Here is a 23,101-nt window from a genome sequence, read left to right as displayed (position 1 = left end):
AGTGTCCTGAGCACGATGGGCGCGGTCGTTATGCGGGCCGATCAACAGATGCTCTGAACACGCTCACGTCGATGGGGTGCCTTGCGCAGCGAAATCAAGGAGGAGGGGCGCAGCCCCGGGGGACATTCGCGGAGCAAGGCTCCCCGTCGGCGGGAGCGTCGCCCTGAACAGCAACCGTCCTCAGTGATTCCGACGCGGAATCCCGGCGGTCTGCGCCACGCGCTGGTACTTGGTCGCGGGCTTCAGCACCATGCCTTCGGAGAGCGTGTCCACCATCGCGCGCTGGATCTCCTGCCATGGCGTCTGGCTCGCGGGAATCGGGTAGCCGCCCTTCGCCTCGAGGTCGCGGGCGCGGGTTTGCAGCACCTCGTCGTCGACGAGCATGTTGACGGTGCGCTCCTTCAGGTCCACGCGCACCTTGTCGCCGGTCTGTAGCAGCGCCAGGCCCGTGCCTGCGGCGGCTTCGGGCGAGGCGTTGAGGATCGACGGCGAGCCCGAGGTGCCCGACTGACGGCCATCACCGACGCAGGGCAAGGCCGACACGCCGCTCTTGAGCAGGTGCGACGGCGCGCGCATGTTGACCACTTCCGACGAGCCCGGGTGCCCGATGGGGCCGACGCCGCGCATGAACAGGATGCAGCTCGCGTCGATGTCCAGCGACGGGTCTTCGATGCGGGCCTCGAAATCTTCCGGGCCGTCGAACACGATGGCACGGCCCACGAAGGCGTCGAGGTCGCCGGCCTTGCTCAGGTAGCGCGCGCGGAACTCGTCGGAGATGACGCTGGTCTTCATGATCGCGCTGTCGAACAGGTTGCCCGACATCACGAGGAAGCCGGCGTTCTCGCGCAGCGGCTGTTCGAAGGGGCGGATGACGTCGGCGTCTTTCACCGGCGCGTCGGCGCAGTTGACGGCCAGGGTGTGGCCGTTGACGGTGCATGCGTCGGTGCGGATCAGGCCGTGGCGGTGCAGCTCGGCCACCACCGCGGGTACGCCGCCTGCGCGGTAGAACTCTTCGCCGAGGTACTTGCCGGCGGGCTGCATGTCGAGCAGCAGCGGCACCTCGAGGCCGACCGTTTCCCAGTCCTGGATATTCAGCTCGACACCCGCATGCTTGGCGATGGCGATGAGGTGGATCGGCGCGTTGGTCGAACCGCCGATGGCCGAGTTGACGACGATCGCGTTCTCGAAGGCCGAGCGCGTGAGGATGTCCGAGGGCTTGAGGTCTTCGCGCACCATGTCGACGATGCGCCGGCCCGTTTCGTAGGCCATCTGGCCGCGCTCGCGGTACGGCGCGGGAATGGCCGCGCAGCCGGGCAGGCTCATGCCCAGGGCTTCGGCCAGGGCGTTCATGGTCGAGGCCGTGCCCATCACGTTGCAGTGGCCGGCCGAGGGCACGGTGGAGCCGACGAGGTCGATGTAGCCGGGGAAGTCGATGCTGCCCTTGGCGAACAGCTCGCGCGCCTTGAACAGCGTGGTGCCGGTGCCGGTGCGCTGGCCTTCGTGCCAGCCGTTGAGCATGGGGCCGCCCGACAGCACGATGGCGGGAATGTTGGCGGTGGCCGCGGCCATCAGCGCGGCGGGCGTGGTCTTGTCGCAGCCGGTGGTCAGCACCACGCCGTCGATCGGGTAGCCGGTGAGGATTTCGACGAGCCCCAGGTAGGCCAGGTTGCGGTCGAGCGCGGCGGTCGGGCGGCGGCCGTTCTCCTGGATCGGGTGCATCGGAAATTCCATCGCGATGCCGCCCATCTCGCGGATGCCTTCGCGCACGCGCAGCGACAGCTCGCGGTGGTGGCGGTTGCAGGGCGTGAGGTCGGAACCGCTTTGCGCGATGCCGATGATCGGCTTGCCCGATTGCAGCTCTTCGCGGGTGAGGCCGTAGTTCAGGAACCAGGCCAGGTGCAGGACCGAGAGTTCGCTGTGTTCGGGGTTGTTGAACCAGGCGGCGGAGCGCAGGGGGCGGGGTGTCGTCATGGCGTCGGCTTTCAGGGTGGTCGGCGAACGCGCGCGGCGGCCCCCTGCGCGGCATGGCGGCGTGCCATGGCGGTGTCCTGGGTGTCTCCGGTGCGTTCTTGTTTGTTGTGCGAATACGTTGGCGAAGGGGAGCTTAGGTTTTCGCCTTCGCCAAAGCCAATGAGATCGGTTGAGGATCGGTATAAGCGCACCAAATACACCCCGATACCCCGCCAGCCGCCCGGTCGGCGGCCCGCTTCTAGAATGTTTCCGGTGAGTGCCCTACCCTCTTCCCTCCCCCCCGCCGAACGCCGCCCGATCCGTGAACTCCCCGACGAGCTGATCAGCCAGATCGCCGCCGGTGAAATGGTCGAGCGCCCCGCCTCGGTGGTGCGCGAACTGCTCGACAACGCGCTGGACGCCGGCGCGCGCCAGATCACCGTGCGGCTGGCCTCGGGCGGCGTGCGGCTGATCTCGGTCGAAGACGACGGCCTGGGCATTCCGCGCGAAGAACTCACGGTGGCCCTGCGCCGCCACGCCACCAGCAAGATCGCGAGCCTGAGTGACCTCGAAACGGTCGGCACCATGGGCTTTCGCGGCGAGGCGCTCGCGGCCATCAACGCGATTGCCGAACTCAGCATCCTCTCGCGCTTCACCGGCGCCGACAGCGCCTTCGTGCTCGACGGCGGCACCGGCGAGCTGCGGCCCGTAGCGCGCTCGGTGGGCACCACGGTCGAGGTGCGCGAGCTGTTCTTTGCCACGCCCGCGCGCCGCAAATTTTTGAAGACCGACGCCACCGAGCTGGCCCACTGCATCGAGGCCGTGCGCCGCCATGCGCTGGCACGGCCCGAGGTGGGCTTTTCGGTCTGGCACGACGGCAAGCTGATCGAACAGTGGCGCGCCGCCGCCACACCCGAGCAGCGGCTGGCCGATGCGCTGAGCGACGACTTCGTGTCGCAGAGCGTCTCTGTGCTGCGCGAAGGCGGCCCGGTGCGCGTGGTCGGCCGTGCCGGCATTCCCGACGCGGCGCGCTCGCGCAACGACCAGCAGTTCTTCTACGTCAACGGCCGCTTCGTGCGCGACAAGGTGCTGTCGCACGCCGTGCGCAGCGCCTACGAAGACGTGCTGCACGGCCAGCGCCAGCCGGTGTACGTGCTGTACCTCGAGATCGACCCCGCGCGCGTCGACGTCAACGTGCACCCGACCAAGATCGAGGTGCGCTTCCGCGACGGGCGCGAGGTGCACCAGGCGGTGCGCCACGCCATCGAGGACGCCCTGGCCGCGCCGCGCGCCGGCGATGCCCTGGCACCGGCCGACGCGCCACCGCAGCCCTTCTTCAAGCAGACGCCGCTGCCGCCGAGCGCGAGCTGGTCGCAGCCCGCGATTGCGTTCCAGGCGCGCGAGCGCGGCACCGGCGACTTCGAGGCCATGTGGCCGCGGCGCTCCGAAGAACAAGGCCATGCGCCGGTCACGGGCGCGTCGCAGTGGCAGACCGAAGCGCCAGCGATGTCGTTCCGCGCACCGGTCGGGCTGCCGGACGACGGGGCCGCAGCGCCCGCCCCGGCTCCGGTCATGAACCAGGACGCTTGGCCGCTGGGCCGCGCGCTGGCTCAGCTGCAAGGCATCTACATCCTGGCCGAGAACAGCCAGGGCCTGGTGATCGTCGACATGCATGCGGCGCACGAGCGCATCGTCTACGAGCGGCTCAAGACCCAGCTCGACGGCGCGGCCATCACGAGCCAGCCGCTGCTGATCCCGGCCACCTTCGCGGCCACGCCGCAGGAAGTGGCCACGGCCGAGGCCTGCGCCGACGTGCTGCCCACGCTGGGGCTGGAGATCACGCCCTTCTCGGCCCGCACGCTGGCGGTGCGCGCCGTGCCCGGCACGCTGGCCGACGGCGACCCGGTGGAGCTCGCGCGCAGCGTGCTCGCCGAACTGGGCCAGCACGACGCGAGCACCGTGGTGCAGCGCGCGCAGAACGAGCTGCTGTCGACCATGGCCTGCCACGGCGCGGTGCGCGCCAACCGCAAGCTGACCATCGACGAGATGAACGGCCTGCTGCGCCAGATGGAGGCCACCGAGCGCTCCGACCAGTGCAACCACGGCCGGCCGACCTGGCGCCAGCTGTCGATCCGCGAGCTCGATTCGCTGTTCATGCGCGGGCGCTAAGCCCTTCGTCGGTCGCTGCGCCGACATGCCGCAGCGTGACGGCAGCCAGCACCGCAAGGATCGCAATGCTGACGGCGCTGGTGGCTGCGGCTGCATTCAGTCCCGCGAGGAAGGCGGCTTGCGCCTGCTCCAGCACGCCGGCAGGCAGTTCGCGCGCCACCGAGGTGGCGCCGGCCAGGCTGTCCGATACCGCGCGTTGAACCACCACGCTCATGCCGTCGATCGGGTCGCCCATTCGCGTGCGATACACCGCCGTCGTCAGACTGCCCAGCGTGGCGATGCCCACGGCCAGGCCCAGCTCCTGCACCGTTTCGGACAGGGCCGAGGCCGACCCGGCCTTCTCGGGCGGCGCAGCGCCCACGACCAGGTCGGTGCCCAGCGCAGCGATGGTGCCCAGGCCGAGATACACGAGCGAGAACGAGGCGGTCACCAACGCGGTGCCATGCGGCGTGCGATCGAGCTGCCTCAGCATCAGATACCCCACGACCGACAACCCCAGCGCCCCCGCCATCACATGGCCCGGCCGGATGCGCCTTGCGAGCAGCGGCGCCGTGATGCCGGCCACCAGCATGGCAAGCGCCGGCGGCCCCATCCACAGCCCGGCCGCGAGCGGTGACAGGCCCGCCACCAGTTGCAGGTACTGGGTCACCAGCAGCATCGTGCCGCCGACACCGACCAGCCCCACGAGCAACACCACCAGCGCGACGCTGAAAGCCCGGCTGGCGAACAGGTCGAGGTCGATCAGCGGATGGCGCAACCGCCGTTGCCGCCGGACGAACAGCAGCGCGAAGGCCAGCCCACCGACGAGCGCCAGCACGGCCTCCACACCGATCCCGTCCTTGGCGACCTGCTTGATGCCGTAGACCACCGGCAGCAAGGCGAGCAGCGACAGCGCGACGCTGGGCAGATCGAGCCGGCCCTGTTGCGGCGCGCGGTACTCCGGCAGCAGGAACGGCGCGGCCACCAGCAGCAGCCCGACCACCGGCAGCGCGACGAGAAAGGCCGCGCCCCAGCCGTGGTGCGCGAGCAGCAGGCCACCCACGACCGGCCCGGCCGCCATGCCGAGCGCGAACATGGTTGCCCACAGCCCGATGGCCAGTGCGCGCTGGTGCGGGTGCAGGAACATGTTGCTGATCAGGGCCAGCGTCGACGGCATCAGCGTCGCGCCCGCCACGCCGAGCACGGCACGTGCCGCGATCAGCTGGTTGGCGCTGGTCGAACAAGCCGCCAGGACCGACGCCACGCCGAACGCCGCCGCGCCAGCCATGAGCAGCTTGCGCCGCCCGATGCGGTCGCCCAGCGTGCCCATCGTGACGAGAAAGCCGGCAATCATGAAGCCGTAGGCATCGACGATCCACAGCGCCTGCGCGCTTGTGGGGCGCAGGTCGAGGGCCAGTGCGGGCAGCGCGAGGTGCAGCAGCGTGAGGTCGAGGCCGAGCAAAAGGGTTGGCAACGCCAGCAGCGCGAGCCCGGTCCATTCGCGGGCGCCTGCAAGGCCTTCGCGCCTCGCGGTCGGAAGGCCTTCGGAAAGGGAAAGTAAATCGCAAGGTGCTGTCAAAAGGGGCCTCCGGGTGCGCGTTCGGGTTGCGGAAGACCCATCTTCAGGACAAGATCATCACATTACAATTTAAGTGTTTATCCTATTACTGGAGACAACAGCCGTGATCGAACGCAGCCTCAGCCGCACCAAGAACGAGCTGTCGGAGTTCCTGACCCGGCACCGCCGGAAGCTGAAGCCCGCCGACGTCGGCCTGCCCTCGCAGGGCCGGCGCCGCACGCCCGGCCTGCGGCGCGAAGAAGTCGCGGTGATGGCCGGCGTGGGGCTCACCTGGTACACGTGGTTCGAGCAGGGGCGCGAGATCCAGGTGTCGCAGAAGTTTTTGCTCGGCGTGGCGCTTGCCTTGAAGCTCGACGACGCCGAATGCAGCCACCTGTTCCTGCTGGCCCACAAGCGCCCACCGCCGCCCGAGGCCCATCAGCAGGTGTCGGTCACGCCCCACATCCAGCAGCTGATGGACGACCTGCCGACCCGCCCTGCTTACGTGTGCAACCTGCGCTGGGACGTCGTGGCCTGGAACGCCGCGGCCGAGGCGCTGTTCGGCTTCAGCGCGCGCGAACGCGAGGTGCGCAACCTGCTGCGCATGGTGTTCGCCGACCCCGAGCTGCGGCGGCGCCTGCCCGCCTGGCGCGACGATGCGCCCCAGCTGCTGGCGCAATTCCGTTACGACTTCGCCATTGCACCCGACGATCCGGCCATGTTGGGCCTGGTCGCGGACCTGAAAGAACTCTCGCCCGACTTCCGCCGCTGGTGGGACACCCCCGACAGCGCGCCCGCCCGGCGCGGCCTCGGATGCGTACGGATGGCCGACACCGGGCCGTTGGACTTTCACCACGAAACGCTGGTGGTCGACGCGCACCGGCACCTGCGGATGGTGGTGTATTTCGCGCAGCCGGCACCGGCCTGAGCACAGCGGCTCGCGCGCCAGATAGGCGCCGTCAGCGCCCGTTTTGAGGGTTTTCGAGGGTTTTTGCGCGTCATCCGCGGCGCGGGCACGCACGTTGCATGGTCTCGTGCGAAGCGCCGGCGAGCGCCGCACAGGGGGAGCTGACACGCGATGCCGACGCGTTTCAGAAAGCAAGCAGATGAACTTTCGGCCGACTTTCGCTGTCCCTCCACGCAATGATCAAACGCTGGCCCCTCCTCGCGTCCATCTTTTCGCTCTGTGCCCTCCTGGCCGCCGGCTGTTCGACCCTCGACGAACGGCAACGCGAATGGATCTTCCAGCCCAGCGACCGCAGCTGGGGCAACTCGGCCCAGATGACCGAAGGCATGCAGGACGTCTGGATCGACTTTCAATCGTCCATCACCGGTGAACCCGCACGCCTGCACGGCCTGTGGCTCGGCGGCGCCCCCGAAACCACCGAGACCCCCGTGCTGCTGTACCTGCATGGTGCGCGCTACAACGTGGCCGGCTCGGCGCCGCGCATCCAGCGCATGCACGAGCTGGGCTTCTCGGTGCTGGCCATCGACTACCGCGGCTTCGGCAAGAGCTCCAAGGGCCTGCCCTCGGAAGCCTCGGCCCGCGAAGACGCCCGCGCCGCCTGGACCTGGCTCGCCGCGCGCCATCCGCGCCAGCACCGTTACATCTTCGGCCACTCGCTGGGCGGCGCCATCGGCATCGACCTGGCGGCCACGGTGGGCGACGAGAGCGGCACCATCGTCGAGAGCACCTTCACCTCCATCGCCGACGTGGCCAGCAGCTTCAAGTGGGGCTGGCTGCCCTTCGGCCCGTTCATCACGCAGCGCTTCGAGGCCATTCGCACCGTCAAGGACATCGGCGCGCCGCTGCTCGTGGTGCATGGCACCGCCGACAGCCTGATCAACCCGACGCTCGGGCGCAAGCTGTACGAGGCGGCCACAGTGCCGAAGATGTTCGTGCTGGTCGAAGGCGGCTCGCACCACAACACCAACTCGGTGGGCGCGACGCAGTACCGCGCGGCGCTGTCGCAGCTGTTTCGCATGAAGCCCGAAGGCAGCAGCACCGTGGCGGACAGCCGGCCGCAGCCGCGGCTGGTGTCGCCGCAGCCGTCGCTGCCTTCTTCACTGCCCTCCGCCGCGCTGTCGCCGCAAGAGGTGCGGGGCGAGGCGCACACGCCGCCCGCCCCCGCTGCCATCTAACTAAAAAATAAACCGGCTTTTCAGCCGGTTCCGTTCCCGCGTCAGGCCGAGGCCAGGTCGAACGGCAACTGGCGCAACGGCTTGCCCGTCAACCGCGCCACGGCATTCGCGAACGCAGGCGCCAGCGGTGGTAGGCCCGGTTCTCCCATGCCCTTGGGCGCATCGGCGCTCGGCACGATGTGCACATCGAACTCGGGCATCTGCGTGATGCGCGCCACCGTGAAGTCGCCGAAGTTGCCCTGCTGCACGACGCCGTCCTTCAACGTGATGGCGCTGCCCTGCAGGCAGGTCGACAGCCCCATCACCGCCGCGCCCTGCACCTGCGCTTCCACGCTGCGCGGGTTCACGGCCAGGTTGCAGTGCACGCCCGAGGTCACGCGGTGCAGCACCGGCTGGCCGTCTTTCACCGACGCTTCCACCACATAGGCCACCACCGACTCGAAGGACTCGTGCACCGCCACGCCCCAGGCGCGGCCTTCGGCCAGCTTCTTCTTGCCGTAGCCGCTCTTGTCGACCGCGAGTTGCAGCGCGGCGCGATGGCGCGGGTGCTTGTCGCCGAAGAGGTTCATTCGGTAGGCCACCGGGTCTTGCTTGGTCGTGCGGGCGACCTCGTCGATGAGCGTTTCCATCACGAAGGCGGTGTGCGTGGACCCCACGCTGCGCCACCACAGCACGGGCACGTTGACCTGCGGGTGATGCACCGTGAGGCGCATCGGCACGGGGTACGGATCGCGCATGCCTTCGACGGCCGTGGCGTCGATGCCGTCCTTCACCATGGAGCCGGCGAACACCGTGCCCCCGGTGATCGACTGGCCCACGATGACGTGGTCCCACGCGAGGATCTTGCCGCGCTCGTCGAAGCCGATGCGTGCGCGGTGCAGGTGCATGGGGCGGTAGTAGCCGCCCTTGATGTCGTCCTCGCGGCTCCACAGCAGGCGCACGGGCGCGTCTTTCAGGCCGGCGGTGCGCGCGGCCTTGGCGATCTCGCAGGCCTCGACCACGAAGTCGCTCGAGCCGACGAAACGCCGGCCGAAACCCCCGCCCGCCATCTGCACGTTCACCTTCACCTGCGCGGAATCGAGCTTCAGCGTGCGCGCCGCGGCCTGGCCGTCGAGGTCGGCGGACTGCGTGCCGACCCACAGCTCGGCGCGACCGTCCGTCAGCTTCACGGTGCAGTTCAGCGGCTCCATGGGCGCGTGGGCCAGGTAGGGAAACACGAACTCGGCGTCGAGCTTGTGCGGCGCGCTGGCCAGCGGCGCCATGTCGGCGTCGAACTTGCGATTGCCGGGGCGGCCGGCGAGTTCGCGGTACTGCACGAGCTGCTTCTCGCTGTCGACCTTTTCCACGGCGGACGTGTTCCATTCCAGCTTCAGCGCGTCGCGGCCCAGCTTGGCCGGCCAGTAGCCGTCGGCCACCACGGCCACGCCCTCGGCGCCGCGGTCCAGCGGAATGCGCAGCACGGCCTTCACGCCCTTGACGGCGCGCGCCGCGCTGTCGTCCACCGAGGCCAGGCGGGCACCGAACACGGGCGGATGGGCCACCACGGCCGTGAGCAGGCCGGGCTGCTTCACGTCGATGCCGAAGTCTTGGCGCCCGCTGCTCTTGGCGCGTGCGTCCAGGCGCGTGGTCGGACGGCCGATGATGCGGAAGTCCTTCGGGTTCTTCAGCGTGACCTTCTCGGGCACCGGCAGCGCCATGGCTGCTTCGGCCAGTTCGCCGTAGCCCGCCTTGCGGCCGCCCGGGCCGATGACCGTGCCGGCCTGCGTGCGCAGCGTGGCCACGTCGACCTTCCAGCGCTGTGCGGCTGCCGACAGCAGCATGGCCCGCGCACGCGCACCCAGTTCGCGGTACTGCGTGTAGCTGTTCTTGATCGAGTTGGAACCGCCGGTCAGGTGCATGCCGAACAACGGGTCGGCGTAGGCCGCATCGTTGGTGCCGTTGCGGCTGCGCACCAGGGCCCAGTCGGCATCGAGCTCTTCGGCCAGGATCATCGGCAGGCCGGTCTGCACGCCCTGGCCGAACTCGAGGCGGTTGATGGTTACCGTGACCTCGCCGTTGGGCGCGATCTGCACGAAGGCCGAGGGCTGTTGCGTCGGCTTGAGTGCGCCGCCGGCCTTGGCCGGGCCGTCGGCCTGCGCCATGGCCATGTGGGGGAAGGCGCCGAGCACGAGGCCACCGGCGCCGGCCATCTTCAGGAAGCTGCGGCGCGGCAGCGTGGCGGCCTCGTCGGATGCATCCGTCGCAGGCCGGGCCATCAGGCGCTGCAGCGCGCGCGGCAGTTCGTTGTAGTCGATGTGGGGCAGCATGTCGGCTCCTTCAGGCGAGGGTCTTGGCCGCATCGGCCACGGCGGCGCGGATGCGGGCGTAGGTGCCGCAGCGGCAGATGTTGCCGGCCATGGCCGAGTCGATCTCGTCCGTGCTCGGCTGCTTGCCCTTGGGCAGCGACTGCAGGAAGGCGGTCGCGCTCATGATCTGGCCGCTCTGGCAGTAGCCGCACTGCGCGACGTCGTGCTTGACCCACGCGGCGTGCACCGCCGCACCCACGCGGTCGCTGCCGCCGGTCACGGCTTCGATGGTGGTGATCTTCTTGCCCTCGGCCGCCGAGATCGGCGTGATGCACGAGCGGATGGCCTGGCCGTCCATGTGCACGGTGCAGGCGCCGCACAGCGCCGCGCCGCAGCCGAACTTGGTGCCGGTCATGCCCAGCGTGTCGCGCAGGGCCCAGAGGATGGGAGTGCCGGGGTCGGCGTCGACCGTGTGGTCACGGCCGTTGACGTGGAGCGCGCTCATGTTGTTGTTCTCCGTGGGTTGAGTTGAAGGATTCGATTCACTTGGCGCCGTCGAGCACCCATTGCGCGAGCGCCTGCAGGTCGGCCTCGGGCACCTGGGGTTGCGCGGGCATCGGCATCGCGCCCCACTTGCCCGAGCTGCCGCCCTTGATGCTGGCCGCCAGTTGCGCGGCCGTGCCCTTGCCGTCGCCGTAGCGCGCGCCGATCTCTTTCCAGGAAGGGCCCACCACCTTCACGGCGGGCTGGTGGCAGGCCACGCACGCGTTTTTCTGCGCCAGCGCGGTGCTGGCGACAGCGGGTGCGGGCCAGGCGATGCTCACGCCGACAGCCAGTGCGGCCACGAGCGAGGCGGTGATGCGGCGGTCGATGCCGCGAAGCGGGTTTCGTTCGTCGTGGGTCATTTCTTTTTTCATCATCGTGGAGGGGAAGCACGGTCCTCGCGCCGCGCGCGGCAGGACTTCACGGCGGCCAGTGTCCGACGAAGCGTCCACGGCCACTTGCCCAATCCGCGCGCGTTCTTGCCTGAAACAACGAGACTGCGCCGGAAACGCCAGTCGCATGAGAAGCGCCCGATAGACTTTGCGCAAGCAGCCGAAAGGATTCAGATGGAAGTGCTACAGCCGACGCAGCCGGACGATTCGGCCGTCCTCGGTGCCCTGGCCACGGCCGTCGGGCGCATTGCCCGAAACGACGGCGACCACGCCACCGCCATTCCCGAACTCTCGCTGCACCGTCGCAGCGCCGCGACCGAGCCCGTGCATTGCATCTACGGCTTCGGCCTGGGCATCACCGTCGGCGGACAGAAGCGCGCAGCGCTCGGCGAGGAGATCTATGAATACGCCGCGGGGCAGTCGCTGCTCATCACGGCCGACCTTCCCGTGGTCGCGCACGTCACCCGCGCCAGCGCGGCGCAGCCCTTTCTGGGCCTCATGCTCAAGCTCGATGCGCGCGCCATCGTGCAGGTCGCGACCGAGATGGCCTTGCCGCCGCCGTCCAGGGAGCCCCACAACCACCGCGCCCTGTCGCTGGGCGCACTCGACCCGACGCTGCTGGGCACGGTGACGCGGCTCGTCGAGCTGCTGGCCGAGCCCCAGCTCGTACCCCAGCTCGCGCCGTTGCTGCAGAAGGAAATCATCGTGCGCCTGCTCGCGGGCCGCCACGGCCCGCAGCTGCAGCGCCTTGTGACCGTCGGCTCGCCGAGCCAGCAGGTGGCGCAGAGCCTGGCGTGGCTCAAGATGAACTTCACGAAGCCCGTGCTGGCCGACGAGCTGGCCGCGTCCGCGCACATGAGCCCGTCGACCTACCGCCAGCATTTCCGCGCCGTGACTGGCATGAGCCCGATGCAGTACCTGAAGCAGCTGCGCCTGCAGGAAGCGCGGCAGCTGATGCTGAACCAGAACATCGATGCGGGCACGGCCGGCGTGCGCGTGGGCTACGAAAGCGCCTCGCAGTTCAGCCGCGAGTACGCGCGCCTGTTCGGCGCGCCGCCGCTGCGCGACATCCGCCGGATGCGGGACGCGACTGTCGTCGTCGCCTGAAACACTGCGTCGCGAGCAAACCCCGCGCTGCCGGCCGGCGCGCGCCATTTGCTACCCTCGACGCATGCCCCCCGCTTCCCCTGTTCCCCCGCGCTACATCGCGCTCGCCGGCCCCACCGCCTCCGGCAAGACCGCCGTGGCCCTGGCCGTTGCGCAATTGCAGCCGGTCGAGATCGTCAGCGTCGATTCGGCGCTGGTCTACCGCGACATGGACATCGGCACCGCCAAGCCCACCGCCGCCGAGCAGGCGGCCGTGCCGCACCACCTGATCGACATCCTCGATGCGCGCGACAGCTACAGCGCCGCCGCCTTCGTGGCCGACGCCACAAGGCTCATCGACGCCATCCGCGCACGTGGCGCGCTGCCGCTGCTCGTGGGCGGCACCATGCTGTACTTCAAGGCGCTGTTCGACGGCATCGACGCCATGCCCGCGGCCGACCCCGCCGTGCGCGCGCGCCTCGACGCCGAAGCCGCCACACTCGGCTGGCCCGCGATGCATGCGCGGCTCGCGCAGGTCGACCCCGTCACGGCCGCGCGGCTCGCGCCGCAAGACAGCCAGCGCATCCAGCGCGCGCTCGAGGTGTGGGAAAGCAGCGGCCAGCCGCTGTCGAGCTTCCATGCCAGCGACACCAAGGCTGCCAAGGCCGTCGACGGCGGCGTGCTCGTGTCGCTCGAACCCGCCGACCGCGCCTGGCTGCACGGCCGCATCGCCGAGCGCTTCGATGCCATGCTCGCGGCCGGCTTTCTCGACGAGGTGAAGGCGCTGCGCGCGCGCGGCGACCTGTCGCCCGACCTGCCTTCGATGCGCTGCGTCGGCTACCGCCAGGCCTGGGAGATGCTCGACGCCTGCGGCGACGCACCGCCCGATGCCAAGGCCCTGAACGAGTTGCGCGAGCGCGGCATCGCCGCCACGCGCCAGCTCGCCAAGCGGCAGATCACCTGGCTGCGCAGCATGCCGCAACGCACCGTCATCGCCTGCGATGCGCCCGACGCGGTGCAGACCGCCGTGCAGCACATCGCACAGATCGCCCACATCGCACGCGGGGCAACGCCCGCATGACCCTGCACCTCTCCAACCTCGGCAAGCACTACGGCGACGCGCCCGTCTTCGAACACGTGAGCCTGCAGGTCGCGCCCGGCGAGTTCGTCGCCATCGTCGGCGAATCGGGCGTGGGCAAGTCGACCCTGCTCAACTGCATGGCCGGCCTCGACAGCTGGGACGAAGGCAGCGTGTCGCACGACGGCACCGACATCGGCGCGCTCGACGGCGAAGCCCGCGCACTCTGGCGCCGCCAGCACGTGGGCTTCGTGTTCCAGGCTTTCCATGTGCTGCCCCACCTCGACGTGGCGCAGAACGTGTCGCTGCCATTGATGCTGCTGGGCCGCCCGCGCGAAGACGCGCGCGTCGCCCACATGCTCGAAGCCGTCGGCCTGCCCGGCATGGGCGCACGGCTGCCGCAGACGCTGTCAGGCGGCCAGCTGCAACGCGTGGCCATCGCACGCGCGCTGGTGCACCGGCCCGCGCTGCTGCTGGCCGACGAGCCCACCGGCAACCTCGACCCCTCCACCGCCGCGAAGGTGATGGACCTGCTGATCGGCCAGACGCGCGAGCATGGCGCGTCGCTGGTGCTGGTGACGCACTCCGAGAGCGCGGCGGCGCGTGCGGACCGGTTGCTGCACCTGACGGTGAGCGGCATCCGGGCCTGACGGGTGAAGCGCCCATCGACACCCGTTCCGGGCGCGTTGGTGATGATCGCCGTGCTCTACCTGGCCACCGAGCTGTGGCAACTCGCCACACGCCCCACCGTCATGGTCGGCGTGCGCATCCTGATCTATGCCTTCGTGTTCCGTGCGGCGCTGCGTGGCAGCCCGTGGGCGGCCGGGCTGTGGGGCATCGCGAGCGCGGTGGCCACGGCCGCGTGCGCGTATGCCCTGTGGATCATTGCCCGGCACGGTGCCGTCGGCGTCTCGGCATCCAGGCTCGCCTACCTTTCTCTCATGACGGTCTTCTTCGCCGCGGGCACGCTCTACATCGTCCGCAGCCAGAACCTGAAGGCCTTCCAGCGATCGCGCCGCATCGGCGCACCGCCCGATGGCGCGCGCGTCACGCTGCGCCGCGGCCATCTCACGCTGATTCGCTACAGACGCCCCGAGGTGCGCGTCGCGCTGGACGCCATCGAGCGGATCGCGGTGCGCTCGCACACGAAGGTGGACAACCGGCCGCACGTGTGGATCGAGCTGTGGACCGACAGCGACCGCGACGCCCCATCTGCCGAGGTCGGCACGCTCGCCGACGACTTCACGCAATTCGAGGCCTGGCTGCTGGCGCTGCCGGACTTCGATGCGGCCGGCTACCGTCAGTTGCTCGACTGCGGCGAGAACGCGCGCCGCGTCGTGTGGCAGCGCGCGACCTGAGGCTCAGGCCGTGCCGCTCAACAACGCGGCGTAGCGAGACAGGTCGACGTTCCCGCCGCTGATCACGATGCCCACGCGCTGACCTTCGATGGCCTTCGCCGCAGCAATCGCGCCCGCGAACGCGAGGCACCCCGTCGGTTCCACCACCATCTTCATGCGCTCCGCAAAGAAGCGCATCGCCTCGACGAGCTGGTCGTCGGTGACGGTGAAGATGTCGTCGACATCGCGCTGGATGATGCCGAAGGTGTACGCGCCCAGATGCTGCGTCTGCGCGCCGTCGGCGATGGTCTTGGGCGTTTCGATGTGCACGATCTTCCCGGTGCGCAGCGACTGCTGGCCGTCGTTGCCGGCTTCGGGCTCCACGCCGTAGACCTTGCAATCGGGCGCCAGCGCGCGCGCCGACAGCGCCGAACCCGACAACAGCCCGCCGCCGCCCAGGCACACGAAGAGGTGGTCGAGCGGACCTGTCTCTTCGATGAGTTCCTTCACCGCCGTCCCCTGCCCGGTCAGCACATCGGGGTGGTCGTAAGGCGGGATCATCGTCATGCCGCGTTCCTGTGCAAGCCGCTTCGTCAGCGCCTCGCGGTCTTCGGTGAAGCGGTCGTACATCACCACCTCGGCGCCGTAACCCTTGGTGGCCGCGACCTTGGCGGCGGGCGCGTCCTTGGGCATGACGATCACGGCCGGCATCGACAGCAGCCGCGCCGACAGCGCGATGGCCTGCGCGTGGTTGCCCGACGAGAAGGCGATCACGCCGCCCTTGCGCTGCGCCGCGTCGAACTTCGACAGCGCATTGAACGCACCGCGAAACTTGAACGCGCCCATGCGCTGAAAGTTCTCGCACTTGAAGAAGAACTGCGCGCCCCAGCGTTCATTGGCGGTGGTCGATTGCAGCACCGGCGTGCGGTGGGCATGGCCTTCGAGCCGCGCGGCCGCGGCGATGACATCGTCGTAGGTAGGGAGTTGCATCGCGCAAGCTTAGCGGCTGCTGGCCGCTGACGCACGCGCGGGAGATGCGGCTTGCGCCCTCACCCATTCCGAAAACGCCTGCACCGCCGGCCGCCGCATGGCGCCCGGCTTGCTCACCAGGTAGTAGGCAAAGCGGGCGGGCCAGCGCTTGTTCAATGCGACGACCAGGCGGCCTTCGTCGAGGTACTCCTGCGCATGCGTGTCCTGCACGAGCGCAATGCCCTGGCCGGCCGCTGCGGCGCGCAGCAGCAACAGGTCTTCCTCGAAACCCGGGCCGCGCAGCGCGGCATCGACAGCCTCGACACCATGGGCCTGCAGCCACAGCGCCCAGTCCGCGCGGTCGCTGTCGTGCAGCAGCGTGTACTTCAGGCAGTCGGCGGGTTTGCGGATCGCCGGGCCTTGGGTCAGCAACGACGGGCTCGCCACCGGCACGAGCACGGGCGCCATCAGCCGCTCGACCTGCAGGCCGGGATACACGCCCAGCCCGTGGCGGATCGCGACATCGACCCCGTCGCGCTGCAGATCGGCGAGCTTGGACGAGGCCTCGACCCGCACCTCGATCTCCGGGTGCAGCGCCGAGAACGCGCCCAGACGCGGCACGAGCCAGCTTGCAGCGAAAGACGCGACGGTGCTCACGGTAAGGGTCTGCTGCTTCGACGCAGCTTCCAGCACCGACACGGCATGTTCGATCTGGTCGAACGCGCGCACCAGGTTCGGATGGATCCGCGCGCCCGCCTCGCTGAGCTGCACGCCGTATCGCTCGCGCACGAACAGCGACACGTTCAGGCGCTGTTCGAGCACCCGGATCTGCTGGCTCACCGCGCCCGGCGTCACGCCCAGGACTTCGGCGGCGGCCTTGAGGCTGCCGCGCCGGCCGGCTTCGGTGAAGGCGCGCAAGGCGAGCAAGGGCAAGACGCTTCCCATGGGGTTTCCAGTCATTAGAAAAACTGACTTCTTGATCGACAAATCATCGTTTGTCGGTCGGATTCTCTCTCCCTAGCATCGGTTCATCGACAGCGAATGCAATCAGATTTTCTATCTTCCATGACGCACAGCCTCTCGCTCTACACCGACAGCTCGCCCAACGGCTTCAAGATCACCATCGCGCTGGAAGAACTCGCCCTCCCCTACACGCTGCACCACGTGCGCATCGACCGTGGCGAGCACCGGCTTCCCGCGTTCCTGGCGCTCAACCCGCATGGCCGCATTCCGGTGCTCGTGGACCACGCGGCCGGCATCACCGTGTTCGAGTCGGCGGCGATCCTGCTGTACCTGGCCGACAAGGCCGGGCGCCTGCTGCCGACGGAACCCGCCGCGCGCTGGAAAGCGATCACGTGGCTGATGTTCCACGCGTCGAGCATGGGGCCGCTGCTGGGGCAGCGTGTGCATTTCGAGCGCTTCGCCGCACACCGCAACCCCGAGGCCATCGACCGCTATCGCGCACTGACCGAGGCCGCGTTCTCGACCTTGGACGGTCACCTCGCCACCCACCACTGGCTGGCAGGCGACGCGTACTCGGTGGCCGACATCGCGACCTTCGGCTGGACGCACATCGCGCGGATCGTCGACTTCGACTTCAGCCACCACCGCCATCTGACCGCGTGGCACGAACGCATGGCCGCGCGGCCGGCCGTGCAACGCGGCATCGCGTTGCCCGAACCCGCGACGGACGCCTGACGCCGCGCGCTCCTTTCCTCTTTCTCTTCCAACCTCCGACATGCAAGCTTCTCTGCCCACCGGCGCCTCCGCCCACGCCTTCGCCACCCACCCCGGCTACCGCCGCATGTTCGCGCCCGACGCGCTCACGCTGGGCATCTTCCTGCCGCTGCGCTTCTTCGAGGGCGACATGGCCGTGCTCGAGGGCCAGTCGGCACTGCTGGCCGACATCGACCGTCAGGGCTTCGCGGCGATCTGGGCGCGCGACGTGCCGCTGTTCGATCCGCGCTTCGGCGACGCAGGCCAGGTGTTCGATCCGTTCACCTACCTGGCCTTCCTGGCCGCGCGCACGCAGCGCGTGTCGCTGGCGATCGGGAGCGCGATCTTTTCGCTGCGCCATCCGATCGATCTCGCGAAGGCGGCGGTCACGATCGATCAGCTCTCCGGCGGCCGATTGGTGCTCGGCGTGGCGTCGGGCGACCGACCCGTCGAGTTCCCCGCCTACGGCCTGGAACACGGCACGCGCGGCGCGCGCTTCGCGCAATCGGTCGCCTACTTCCGGCAGCTGCTGCAGCCCGGTGCCGGCCCCATCGCCTCGCCGCTGGGGCAGCTCAGCGATGCAACGCTGTTGCCCCGGCCCGCGAGCGGCGCGATCCCGCTGATGGTGACTGGCTCCTCGCAGCAGTCGCTCGAGTGGATCGGCACGCACGCCGACGGCTGGCTCACCTACCCGGGCTCGACGCAGAACGTCATGGGGCCGCGCCAGCTGGCCGAGAAGATCCGCGCCTGGCGCGCGCTGATTCCCGGCGGCGGGTTTCGCCCGCACATGACCAACGAATGGATCGACCTGAGCGAAGACCTCGACCATCCGCGCACGCCGATGAACGGCGGCTACGTGCTCAAGACCGGTCGCAAGGGGCTGATCGCGCTGCTGACGGAATGGCGCGACGCCGGCGTCAACCACGCCGCGCTCGGTATTCAGTTCTCGCGCCGCCCCGCGAAAGAAGTCCTCCAGGAACTGGCCGAAGACGTGCTGCCGCACTTTCCTTCGCACGAGGGCGTCGCGCCACTGCGAGCGCCCTGGTAACGCACCGCCGCTTGGGTGAAACCCCCAGTGCGCCCCGCCGCCGAAGTCCGTACTCTGTATACAGAGTTCAGAAAAGGCCCCTCATGCCCGCCCAGTTGCTCAGCATCGAAGTCGCTCCCGACCTCGTCGATCAGGTCTACCGTGCCCTGCTCGGCGCCATCAGCAGCGGCGCGCTCGCGCCCGGCGAACGGCTCACGCAGGAGGACATCGCGGCCCGGCTCGCGGTGTCGCGCCAGCCGGTGCTGCAGGCGCTGCGGCTGCTCAAGAAAGACGGCTTCGTGCAGGACGCGCCCGGCCGCGGCGTGCTGGTGGCACCGCTGGAGGCCGAGGCGATGCGCAAGGTCTACCAGGTGCGCGGCGCGCTCGATGTGCTGGCCGCGCGGCTGGCCGCGCGGCTGGCGGCGCAGCAGCGCTTTCGCATCGACCCGAAGCTCATCGAACGCGGCCGGCGCGCGGCGCGCGGACGCAATGTCGAAGCCATGATCGATGCCGACGTGGCCTTTCACCAGGCCATCTACGCCGCCTCGGGCAACCCGCTGATCGGCCAGAGCGCCGACCCGCACTGGCGTCACCTGCGCCGCGCGATGGGCGCGGTGCTGCAGGCCGAGCCGCAGCGCGAGTCGCTGTGGGACGAGCACGAGGCCATTGCCGACGCCATTGCCGCGGGCGATGTCGAACGCGCCGCGCGCCTGAGCGACGAGCACGTCTCGCGCGCCAGCGACGCACTGGCCGAGCGCCTCTCGCAGCAGCTGGCACGCACCACTGCATCCGCATCTGGAATCCCCACCAAAAAAGGAGACAAGGCATGAAGCTGACCCCCGAGCAACGCGCGCAGTTCGAGCGCGAGGGCTACCTGTTCTTCCCCGGCCACTTCTCACCCGAAGAGACGAAGGTGCTGACCGAGGCGGTGCCCGACCTGTACAGCAAGCGCGCGGCCTTCAACGTGCGCGAAAAAGGCTCCGACGCCGTGCGCACGAACTTCGCGGCGCACCTGATCAGCGAGCCCTTCGCGCGGCTGGCGCGGCACCCGCGCATGGTCGGGCCGGTGATGGACCTGTTCGACGAAGCCGTCTACATGCACCAGTTCAAGATCAACGGCAAGATGGCCTTCGAAGGCGACGTGTGGCAGTGGCACCAGGACTACGGCACCTGGCTCAACGACGACCTGATGCCCACCGAGCGCGCGATGAACGTGGCCATCTTTCTCGATGAAGTGACCGAGCACAACGGCCCGCTGATGTTCATTCCGGGCAGCCACCGCAAGGGCGTGGTCGACGCAAAGCATGACCTCACGACCACCAGCTACCCGCTGTGGACGGTCGACAACGACCTGATCCGCCAACTGGTCGATCGCGCCGGTGGCACGCAGGGCGGCATCGTCTCGCCCAAGGGGCCGGCCGGTTCGATGATCCTGTTCCACAGCTGCCTTGTGCATGCCTCGGGCAGCAACCTCTCGCCGTTCAACCGCGTGGCCGTGTACCTGAGCCTGTGCGCGGTCAGCAACCACATCCGCCGCCACAAGCGGCCCGAGTACATCGCGCATCGCGACTTCACGCCGATCGAGATGCTGCCCGACGACTGCCTGCGCCAACCTTACCCCGTCGACGTGCCGTGGAAAGACGGCCTGCCCGAGAGCGCGCTGCGTACCTCGCTCGACGTCATCGACTCCGTGGAAGCCTGAACACCATGAGCCTGCATACCCGCCTGCAACAACGCGCCGCCGAAGGCCGCCCCATCCGCATCGGCCTGATCGGCGCCGGCAAGTTCGGCGCCATGTACCTGGCCCAGATTCCGCGCACGCCCGGCGTTCAACTGGTCGCCATTGCCGACCTCTCACCCGCCGCCGCGCGCGTCAACCTCGAGCGCGTGGGCTGGCTGGCCGAGCGCAGCAATGCCGGCTCGGTACAAGAGGCGCTGAAGACCGGCGCCACCTGGATCACCGATGACTGGCAGGCCGTGACGCGCGAGCCCAGCATCGACATCGTGGTCGAGTGCACCGGCAACCCGATTGCCGCGGTCGACCACTGCCTGGATGCGTTTGCGCACGGCAAGCACGTGGTCAATGTGACGGTCGAGGCCGACGCCTTCTGCGGCCCGCTGCTCGCGCACAAGGCGCAGCAGGCCGGCGTGGTGTATTCGCTGGCCTTCGGCGACCAGCCCGCGCTGATCTGCGACCTGGTCGACTGGGCGCGCACCTGCGGCTTTCCCGTGGTGGCGGCCGGGCGCGGCCACAAGTGGCTGCCGCACTTCACCGAATCGACGCCCGAGACGGTGTGGGGCAACTACGGCCTCACGCCCGAGCAGGCGCTGCGCGGCGGGCTCAACCCGAAGATGTTCAACAGCTTCCTCGACGGCTCGAAACCGTCGATCGAAAGCTCGGCCGTGGCCAACGCCACCGGCCTGGGCGTGCCCTCCGACGGTCTGCTCTACCCGCCCGCAAGCGTGGAAGACATTCCCTTCGTCACGCGTCCGCGCAGCGAAGGCGGCGTGCTGGAACGCAAGGGCATGGTCGAGGTGATCTCGTCGCTCGAAGCCGACGGCCGCAAGATTCCGTATGACATCCGCATGGGCGTGTGGGTCACGGTCGAGGCCGAGACCGACTACATCAAGAACTGCTTCGAGGAATACAACGCCCACACCGACCCGAGCGGGCGCTACTTCACGCTGTACAAGCGCTGGCACCTGATCGGGCTGGAAGTGGGTATGTCGGTCGCCAGCGTGGCGCTGCGCGGCGAGCCCACCGGTGTGGCCACGGGCTGGAACGCCGACGTGGTCGCCACCGCCAAGCGCGACCTCTCGGCAGGCGAGATGCTCGACGGCGAAGGCGGCTACACCGTCTGGGGCAAGCTGCTGCCGGCCGAGCGCTCGCTGCGCCTGGGCGGCCTGCCGCTCGGGCTGGCGCACAACGTCAAGCTCGTGCGCCCCGTGAAGAAGGGCCAGAGCCTGAGCTGGGCCGACGTGGCGATGGACACCACCACCGCCGCCTACCGGCTGCGCCAGGAAATGGAAGCGCTGTTCACGCCGGCAGTGCGCGACCGGGCTGCCTGAGCGCGACCTGAACGGGCCCCGTGATAGCGGGGCCTCTCGTTGCGCCAAAGGGCGAACAGATCAAGAATCTTCTGCTCGGCACCGTTCCGGTGTCGAAATGACCGGTTGCGGGCCGTCATTGTGGTGAGCGCTCTTGCTCGGCAAGTTTTCCCTTCCAGGAGAAACACCATGCAGTACATGTTGATGTTCTACCAACCCGCCACCGAATTCGAACAACGTGACGACCCCGCCTCGCAGGCCTACCGCGCGAGCTGGGTCGCGTACGCCGACGCGGTGCGCCAGTCGGGCGTCGCGCTCGGCGGCCACGGCCTGTTGCCACCCATGACCGGCACCACGCTGCGCGTGCGCGGCGACAAGCGCCAGGTGCAGGACGGCCCCTTCGCCGACACCAAGGAGCAGCTCGGCGGCTACTTCGTGGTCGACGTGCCCGACCTCGACGCCGCGCTCGAATGGGCCGCGCGCGCGCCCTGCGCCGCCAGCGGCGGTGTCGAAGTGCGGCCGGTCTTCACCGCCACCGCGGCAGCGGGTACGAGCCAGACGTGACCACGCCGGCGGCACACCACGCCGCCGAACAGGCGGCGCACGATTCAGCCGAACGCGCGGCACGCGCGTCGTACGGGCGGCTGCTGGCCATCCTGTCCGCACGCACGCACGACATCGCCGCCTCCGAAGACGCCCTGGCCGACGCCTTCGCCCGCGCGCTCGAACGCTGGCCCGCCGACGGCGTGCCGGTGCAGCCCGACGCCTGGCTGTTGAGCGTTGCGCGGCACCGCAAGCTCGACGCCTGGCGCCACAGCCGCGTGCAGGACGACGCCACGCAGACGCTGCTGCTGCTCGCGGGCGAGATGGACGAGGCCGACCCCGATGCCGCCACCGTGCCCGACGAGCGGCTGCGCCTGCTGTTTGTCTGCGCGCACCCGGCCATCGACGCCGCCGCGCGCGCGCCGCTCATGCTGCAGACCGTGCTCGGGCTCGACGCGGCGCGCATGGCCGGCGCCTTCCTCACCTCGCCTTCCGCGCTGGGCCAGCGGCTGGTGCGCGCCAAGGCCCGCATCCGCGCGGCCGGCATCTCGTTCGAATACCCACAGGCGCGCGACCTGCCGCACCGGCTGCGCGACGTGCTCGACGGCATCTACGCCGCCTACGGCACCGGCTGGGACGACGTCGACGGCGCCGACGCCCTGCCCCGCGGGCTCACGACCGAGGCCATCGACCTGGGCCGCATCCTGTGCCGCCTGATGCCCGCCGAGCCCGAACCGCTGGGCCTGCTCGCGCTGATGCTGTTCTGCGAGGCGCGCACCGCCGCACGCCGCACCGAGGCCGGCGCCTACGTGCCGCTCGACCAGCAGGAGATCACGCGCTGGGACCACGCGCTGCTCGCCGAGGCCGAGCACCACCTGCGCATCGCGTCGGCCATGCAGTCGCTCGGGCCTTACCAGCTCGAAGCCGCGATCCAGTCGGCCCACTGCGAGCGCCGCGCCGGCGCACCGGTGCCGCCCGAAGTACTGGTGTCGCTGTACGAAGGCCTGCTCGCGCTACGGCCGAGCATCGGCGCGCAGGTCAGCCTGGCGTGTGCGTTGGCGAATGCGCGCGGGCCCGAGACCGGGCTGCGCGCGCTCGATGCGATCCCGTCGGACGAAGTGGCGAGCTACCAGCCGTTCTGGGCAGCGCGTGCGCATCTGCTCGCGGCCGGTGGCGCGCGCGTGGCGGCGCGGCAGGCCTACGACCGGGCGATCGGGTTGAGCAGCAATGGCGCGGTGCGGGCGTACCTGCACGCGATGTCGGAGCGGGCCTGAGGCGC

Annotated in this window: 21 protein-coding genes; 14 read left to right on the top strand and 7 right to left on the bottom strand. The window is 69.6% G+C overall.

All coding sequences use genetic code 11. The annotated features are described in order from the left end of the window. Nucleotides 1-180: 180 nt before the first annotated feature. The gene (locus CY658_RS08795; RefSeq protein WP_101489748.1) at nt 181-1,971 is read right to left on the bottom strand and encodes an IlvD/Edd family dehydratase; all 1,791 of its coding nucleotides are present in this window, start codon (nt 1,969-1,971) and stop codon (nt 181-183) included. Nucleotides 1,972-2,223: 252 nt separating this feature from the next. Here CY658_RS08795 and mutL point away from each other — a divergent pair, with 252 nt between their 5' ends. Further along, the gene (mutL, locus tag CY658_RS08790; protein ID WP_101490291.1) at nt 2,224-4,119 is read left to right on the top strand and encodes a DNA mismatch repair endonuclease MutL; all 1,896 of its coding nucleotides are present in this window, start codon (nt 2,224-2,226) and stop codon (nt 4,117-4,119) included. Here mutL and CY658_RS08785 read toward each other — a convergent pair. Beyond that, a complete protein-coding gene (locus tag CY658_RS08785; protein ID WP_101489747.1) occupies nt 4,103-5,677 on the bottom strand; it encodes an MFS transporter in 1,575 nt (524 codons plus the stop codon). The two genes, mutL and CY658_RS08785, sit on opposite strands and share 17 nt — an antisense overlap. Nucleotides 5,678-5,780: 103 nt before the next feature. Here CY658_RS08785 and CY658_RS08780 point away from each other — a divergent pair, with 103 nt between their 5' ends. Together CY658_RS08780 and CY658_RS08775 are read left to right on the top strand one after the other, a co-directional pair. Then, nucleotides 5,781-6,584, top strand: a complete 804-nt coding sequence (locus CY658_RS08780; RefSeq protein WP_101489746.1) for a helix-turn-helix transcriptional regulator — start codon at nt 5,781-5,783, stop codon at nt 6,582-6,584. Nucleotides 6,585-6,799: 215 nt separating this feature from the next. Further along, nucleotides 6,800-7,798 carry an alpha/beta hydrolase gene (locus CY658_RS08775; RefSeq protein ID WP_180838896.1) on the top strand — a complete coding sequence of 333 codons (999 nt, stop codon included), beginning with the start codon at nt 6,800-6,802 and terminating at the stop codon, nt 7,796-7,798. Nucleotides 7,799-7,839: 41 nt separating this feature from the next. Here CY658_RS08775 and CY658_RS08770 read toward each other — a convergent pair whose 3' ends face one another. The 3 genes from CY658_RS08770 to CY658_RS08760 are packed head-to-tail and all read right to left on the bottom strand — an operon-like array spanning nt 7,840 to nt 10,988. Further along, the gene (locus tag CY658_RS08770; RefSeq protein WP_101489745.1) at nt 7,840-10,104 is read right to left on the bottom strand and encodes a xanthine dehydrogenase family protein molybdopterin-binding subunit; all 2,265 of its coding nucleotides are present in this window, start codon (nt 10,102-10,104) and stop codon (nt 7,840-7,842) included. A 10-nt stretch (nt 10,105-10,114) separates the two neighbouring features. Beyond that, nucleotides 10,115-10,588: a (2Fe-2S)-binding protein gene (locus tag CY658_RS08765; protein ID WP_101489744.1), complete on the bottom strand. Its 474-nt coding sequence runs from the start codon at nt 10,586-10,588 to the stop codon at nt 10,115-10,117. 37 nt (nt 10,589-10,625) lie between these two features. Beyond that, nucleotides 10,626-10,988: a c-type cytochrome gene (locus CY658_RS08760; protein ID WP_101489743.1), complete on the bottom strand. Its 363-nt coding sequence runs from the start codon at nt 10,986-10,988 to the stop codon at nt 10,626-10,628. A gap of 204 nt (nt 10,989-11,192) precedes the next feature. On the opposite strand from CY658_RS08760, the gene CY658_RS08755 reads away from it, so the two are divergent. From CY658_RS08755 to CY658_RS08740, 4 genes are all read left to right on the top strand, one after another. Then, nucleotides 11,193-12,125, top strand: a complete 933-nt coding sequence (locus CY658_RS08755) for an AraC family transcriptional regulator (protein ID WP_101489742.1) — start codon at nt 11,193-11,195, stop codon at nt 12,123-12,125. Nucleotides 12,126-12,189: 64 nt separating this feature from the next. After that, entirely contained in the window at nt 12,190-13,185 is a 996-nt protein-coding gene (gene miaA / locus CY658_RS08750; RefSeq protein WP_101489741.1) for a tRNA (adenosine(37)-N6)-dimethylallyltransferase MiaA, read from the top strand. Next, nucleotides 13,182-13,832: an ABC transporter ATP-binding protein gene (locus CY658_RS08745; protein WP_099790939.1), complete on the top strand. Its 651-nt coding sequence runs from the start codon at nt 13,182-13,184 to the stop codon at nt 13,830-13,832. Before miaA ends, CY658_RS08745 begins: the two co-directional genes overlap by 4 nt. Before the next feature lie 42 nt (nt 13,833-13,874). Then, on the top strand, nt 13,875-14,540 hold the full coding sequence (locus CY658_RS08740; protein ID WP_101489740.1) for a hypothetical protein: 666 nt from the start codon (nt 13,875-13,877) through the stop codon (nt 14,538-14,540). A 3-nt stretch (nt 14,541-14,543) separates the two neighbouring features. On the opposite strand, the gene CY658_RS08735 is transcribed toward CY658_RS08740, so the two are convergent. Beyond that, a complete protein-coding gene (locus CY658_RS08735) occupies nt 14,544-15,509 on the bottom strand; it encodes a threo-3-hydroxy-L-aspartate ammonia-lyase (RefSeq protein WP_101489739.1) in 966 nt (321 codons plus the stop codon). A 9-nt stretch (nt 15,510-15,518) separates the two neighbouring features. Beyond that, on the bottom strand, nt 15,519-16,433 hold the full coding sequence (gene gcvA / locus CY658_RS08730; RefSeq protein WP_101489738.1) for a transcriptional regulator GcvA: 915 nt from the start codon (nt 16,431-16,433) through the stop codon (nt 15,519-15,521). A gap of 120 nt (nt 16,434-16,553) precedes the next feature. Here gcvA and CY658_RS08725 point away from each other — a divergent pair, with 120 nt between their 5' ends. From CY658_RS08725 to CY658_RS08695, 7 genes are all read left to right on the top strand, one after another. After that, on the top strand, nt 16,554-17,186 hold the full coding sequence (locus CY658_RS08725) for a glutathione S-transferase family protein (protein WP_101489737.1): 633 nt from the start codon (nt 16,554-16,556) through the stop codon (nt 17,184-17,186). A 40-nt stretch (nt 17,187-17,226) separates the two neighbouring features. Beyond that, nucleotides 17,227-18,252, top strand: a complete 1,026-nt coding sequence (locus CY658_RS08720; RefSeq protein WP_101489736.1) for an LLM class oxidoreductase — start codon at nt 17,227-17,229, stop codon at nt 18,250-18,252. A gap of 83 nt (nt 18,253-18,335) precedes the next feature. Beyond that, on the top strand, nt 18,336-19,061 hold the full coding sequence (locus CY658_RS08715; RefSeq protein WP_101489735.1) for a GntR family transcriptional regulator: 726 nt from the start codon (nt 18,336-18,338) through the stop codon (nt 19,059-19,061). After that, nucleotides 19,058-19,933: a phytanoyl-CoA dioxygenase family protein gene (locus CY658_RS08710; RefSeq protein WP_099790947.1), complete on the top strand. Its 876-nt coding sequence runs from the start codon at nt 19,058-19,060 to the stop codon at nt 19,931-19,933. The genes CY658_RS08715 and CY658_RS08710 overlap by 4 nt, the downstream gene beginning before the upstream one ends. Before the next feature lie 5 nt (nt 19,934-19,938). Further along, the gene (locus CY658_RS08705) at nt 19,939-21,300 is read left to right on the top strand and encodes an NAD(P)H-dependent oxidoreductase (RefSeq protein WP_101489734.1); all 1,362 of its coding nucleotides are present in this window, start codon (nt 19,939-19,941) and stop codon (nt 21,298-21,300) included. Nucleotides 21,301-21,468: 168 nt separating this feature from the next. Beyond that, nucleotides 21,469-21,843, top strand: coding sequence for a YciI family protein (locus tag CY658_RS08700; RefSeq protein WP_101489733.1), 375 nt, complete (start codon nt 21,469-21,471; stop codon nt 21,841-21,843). Beyond that, nucleotides 21,840-23,096 (top strand): RNA polymerase sigma factor, encoded by a 1,257-nt coding sequence (locus CY658_RS08695; protein ID WP_257884787.1) that lies wholly within the window; start codon nt 21,840-21,842, stop codon nt 23,094-23,096. Before CY658_RS08700 ends, CY658_RS08695 begins: the two co-directional genes overlap by 4 nt. Nucleotides 23,097-23,101: the final 5 nt, after the last annotated feature.

The organism is Variovorax sp. RO1, assembly GCF_002849325.1.
Taxonomy (GTDB): domain Bacteria; phylum Pseudomonadota; class Gammaproteobacteria; order Burkholderiales; family Burkholderiaceae_C; genus Variovorax.
The sequence above is the reverse complement of the archived record's forward strand: the minus strand, read 5'-3'. Positions and strand labels throughout refer to the sequence as shown.

What these genes read in the sequence shown, in the direction of transcription:
- CY658_RS08795 (WP_101489748.1), bottom strand. Translation starts at nt 1,971, where the DNA reads ATGACGACACCCCGCCCCCTGCGCTCCGCCGCCTGGTTCAACAACCCC.
- CY658_RS08775 (WP_180838896.1), top strand. Translation starts at nt 6,800, where the DNA reads ATGATCAAACGCTGGCCCCTCCTCGCGTCCATCTTTTCGCTCTGTGCC.
- CY658_RS08770 (WP_101489745.1), bottom strand. Translation starts at nt 10,104, where the DNA reads ATGCTGCCCCACATCGACTACAACGAACTGCCGCGCGCGCTGCAGCGC.
- CY658_RS08765 (WP_101489744.1), bottom strand. Translation starts at nt 10,588, where the DNA reads ATGAGCGCGCTCCACGTCAACGGCCGTGACCACACGGTCGACGCCGAC.
- CY658_RS08760 (WP_101489743.1), bottom strand. Translation starts at nt 10,988, where the DNA reads ATGACCCACGACGAACGAAACCCGCTTCGCGGCATCGACCGCCGCATC.
- CY658_RS08755 (WP_101489742.1), top strand. Translation starts at nt 11,193, where the DNA reads ATGGAAGTGCTACAGCCGACGCAGCCGGACGATTCGGCCGTCCTCGGT.
- miaA (WP_101489741.1), top strand. Translation starts at nt 12,190, where the DNA reads ATGCCCCCCGCTTCCCCTGTTCCCCCGCGCTACATCGCGCTCGCCGGC.
- CY658_RS08745 (WP_099790939.1), top strand. Translation starts at nt 13,182, where the DNA reads ATGACCCTGCACCTCTCCAACCTCGGCAAGCACTACGGCGACGCGCCC.
- CY658_RS08740 (WP_101489740.1), top strand. Translation starts at nt 13,875, where the DNA reads ATGATCGCCGTGCTCTACCTGGCCACCGAGCTGTGGCAACTCGCCACA.
- CY658_RS08735 (WP_101489739.1), bottom strand. Translation starts at nt 15,509, where the DNA reads ATGCAACTCCCTACCTACGACGATGTCATCGCCGCGGCCGCGCGGCTC.
- gcvA (WP_101489738.1), bottom strand. Translation starts at nt 16,433, where the DNA reads ATGGGAAGCGTCTTGCCCTTGCTCGCCTTGCGCGCCTTCACCGAAGCC.
- CY658_RS08725 (WP_101489737.1), top strand. Translation starts at nt 16,554, where the DNA reads ATGACGCACAGCCTCTCGCTCTACACCGACAGCTCGCCCAACGGCTTC.
- CY658_RS08720 (WP_101489736.1), top strand. Translation starts at nt 17,227, where the DNA reads ATGCAAGCTTCTCTGCCCACCGGCGCCTCCGCCCACGCCTTCGCCACC.
- CY658_RS08715 (WP_101489735.1), top strand. Translation starts at nt 18,336, where the DNA reads ATGCCCGCCCAGTTGCTCAGCATCGAAGTCGCTCCCGACCTCGTCGAT.
- CY658_RS08710 (WP_099790947.1), top strand. Translation starts at nt 19,058, where the DNA reads ATGAAGCTGACCCCCGAGCAACGCGCGCAGTTCGAGCGCGAGGGCTAC.
- CY658_RS08705 (WP_101489734.1), top strand. Translation starts at nt 19,939, where the DNA reads ATGAGCCTGCATACCCGCCTGCAACAACGCGCCGCCGAAGGCCGCCCC.
- CY658_RS08700 (WP_101489733.1), top strand. Translation starts at nt 21,469, where the DNA reads ATGCAGTACATGTTGATGTTCTACCAACCCGCCACCGAATTCGAACAA.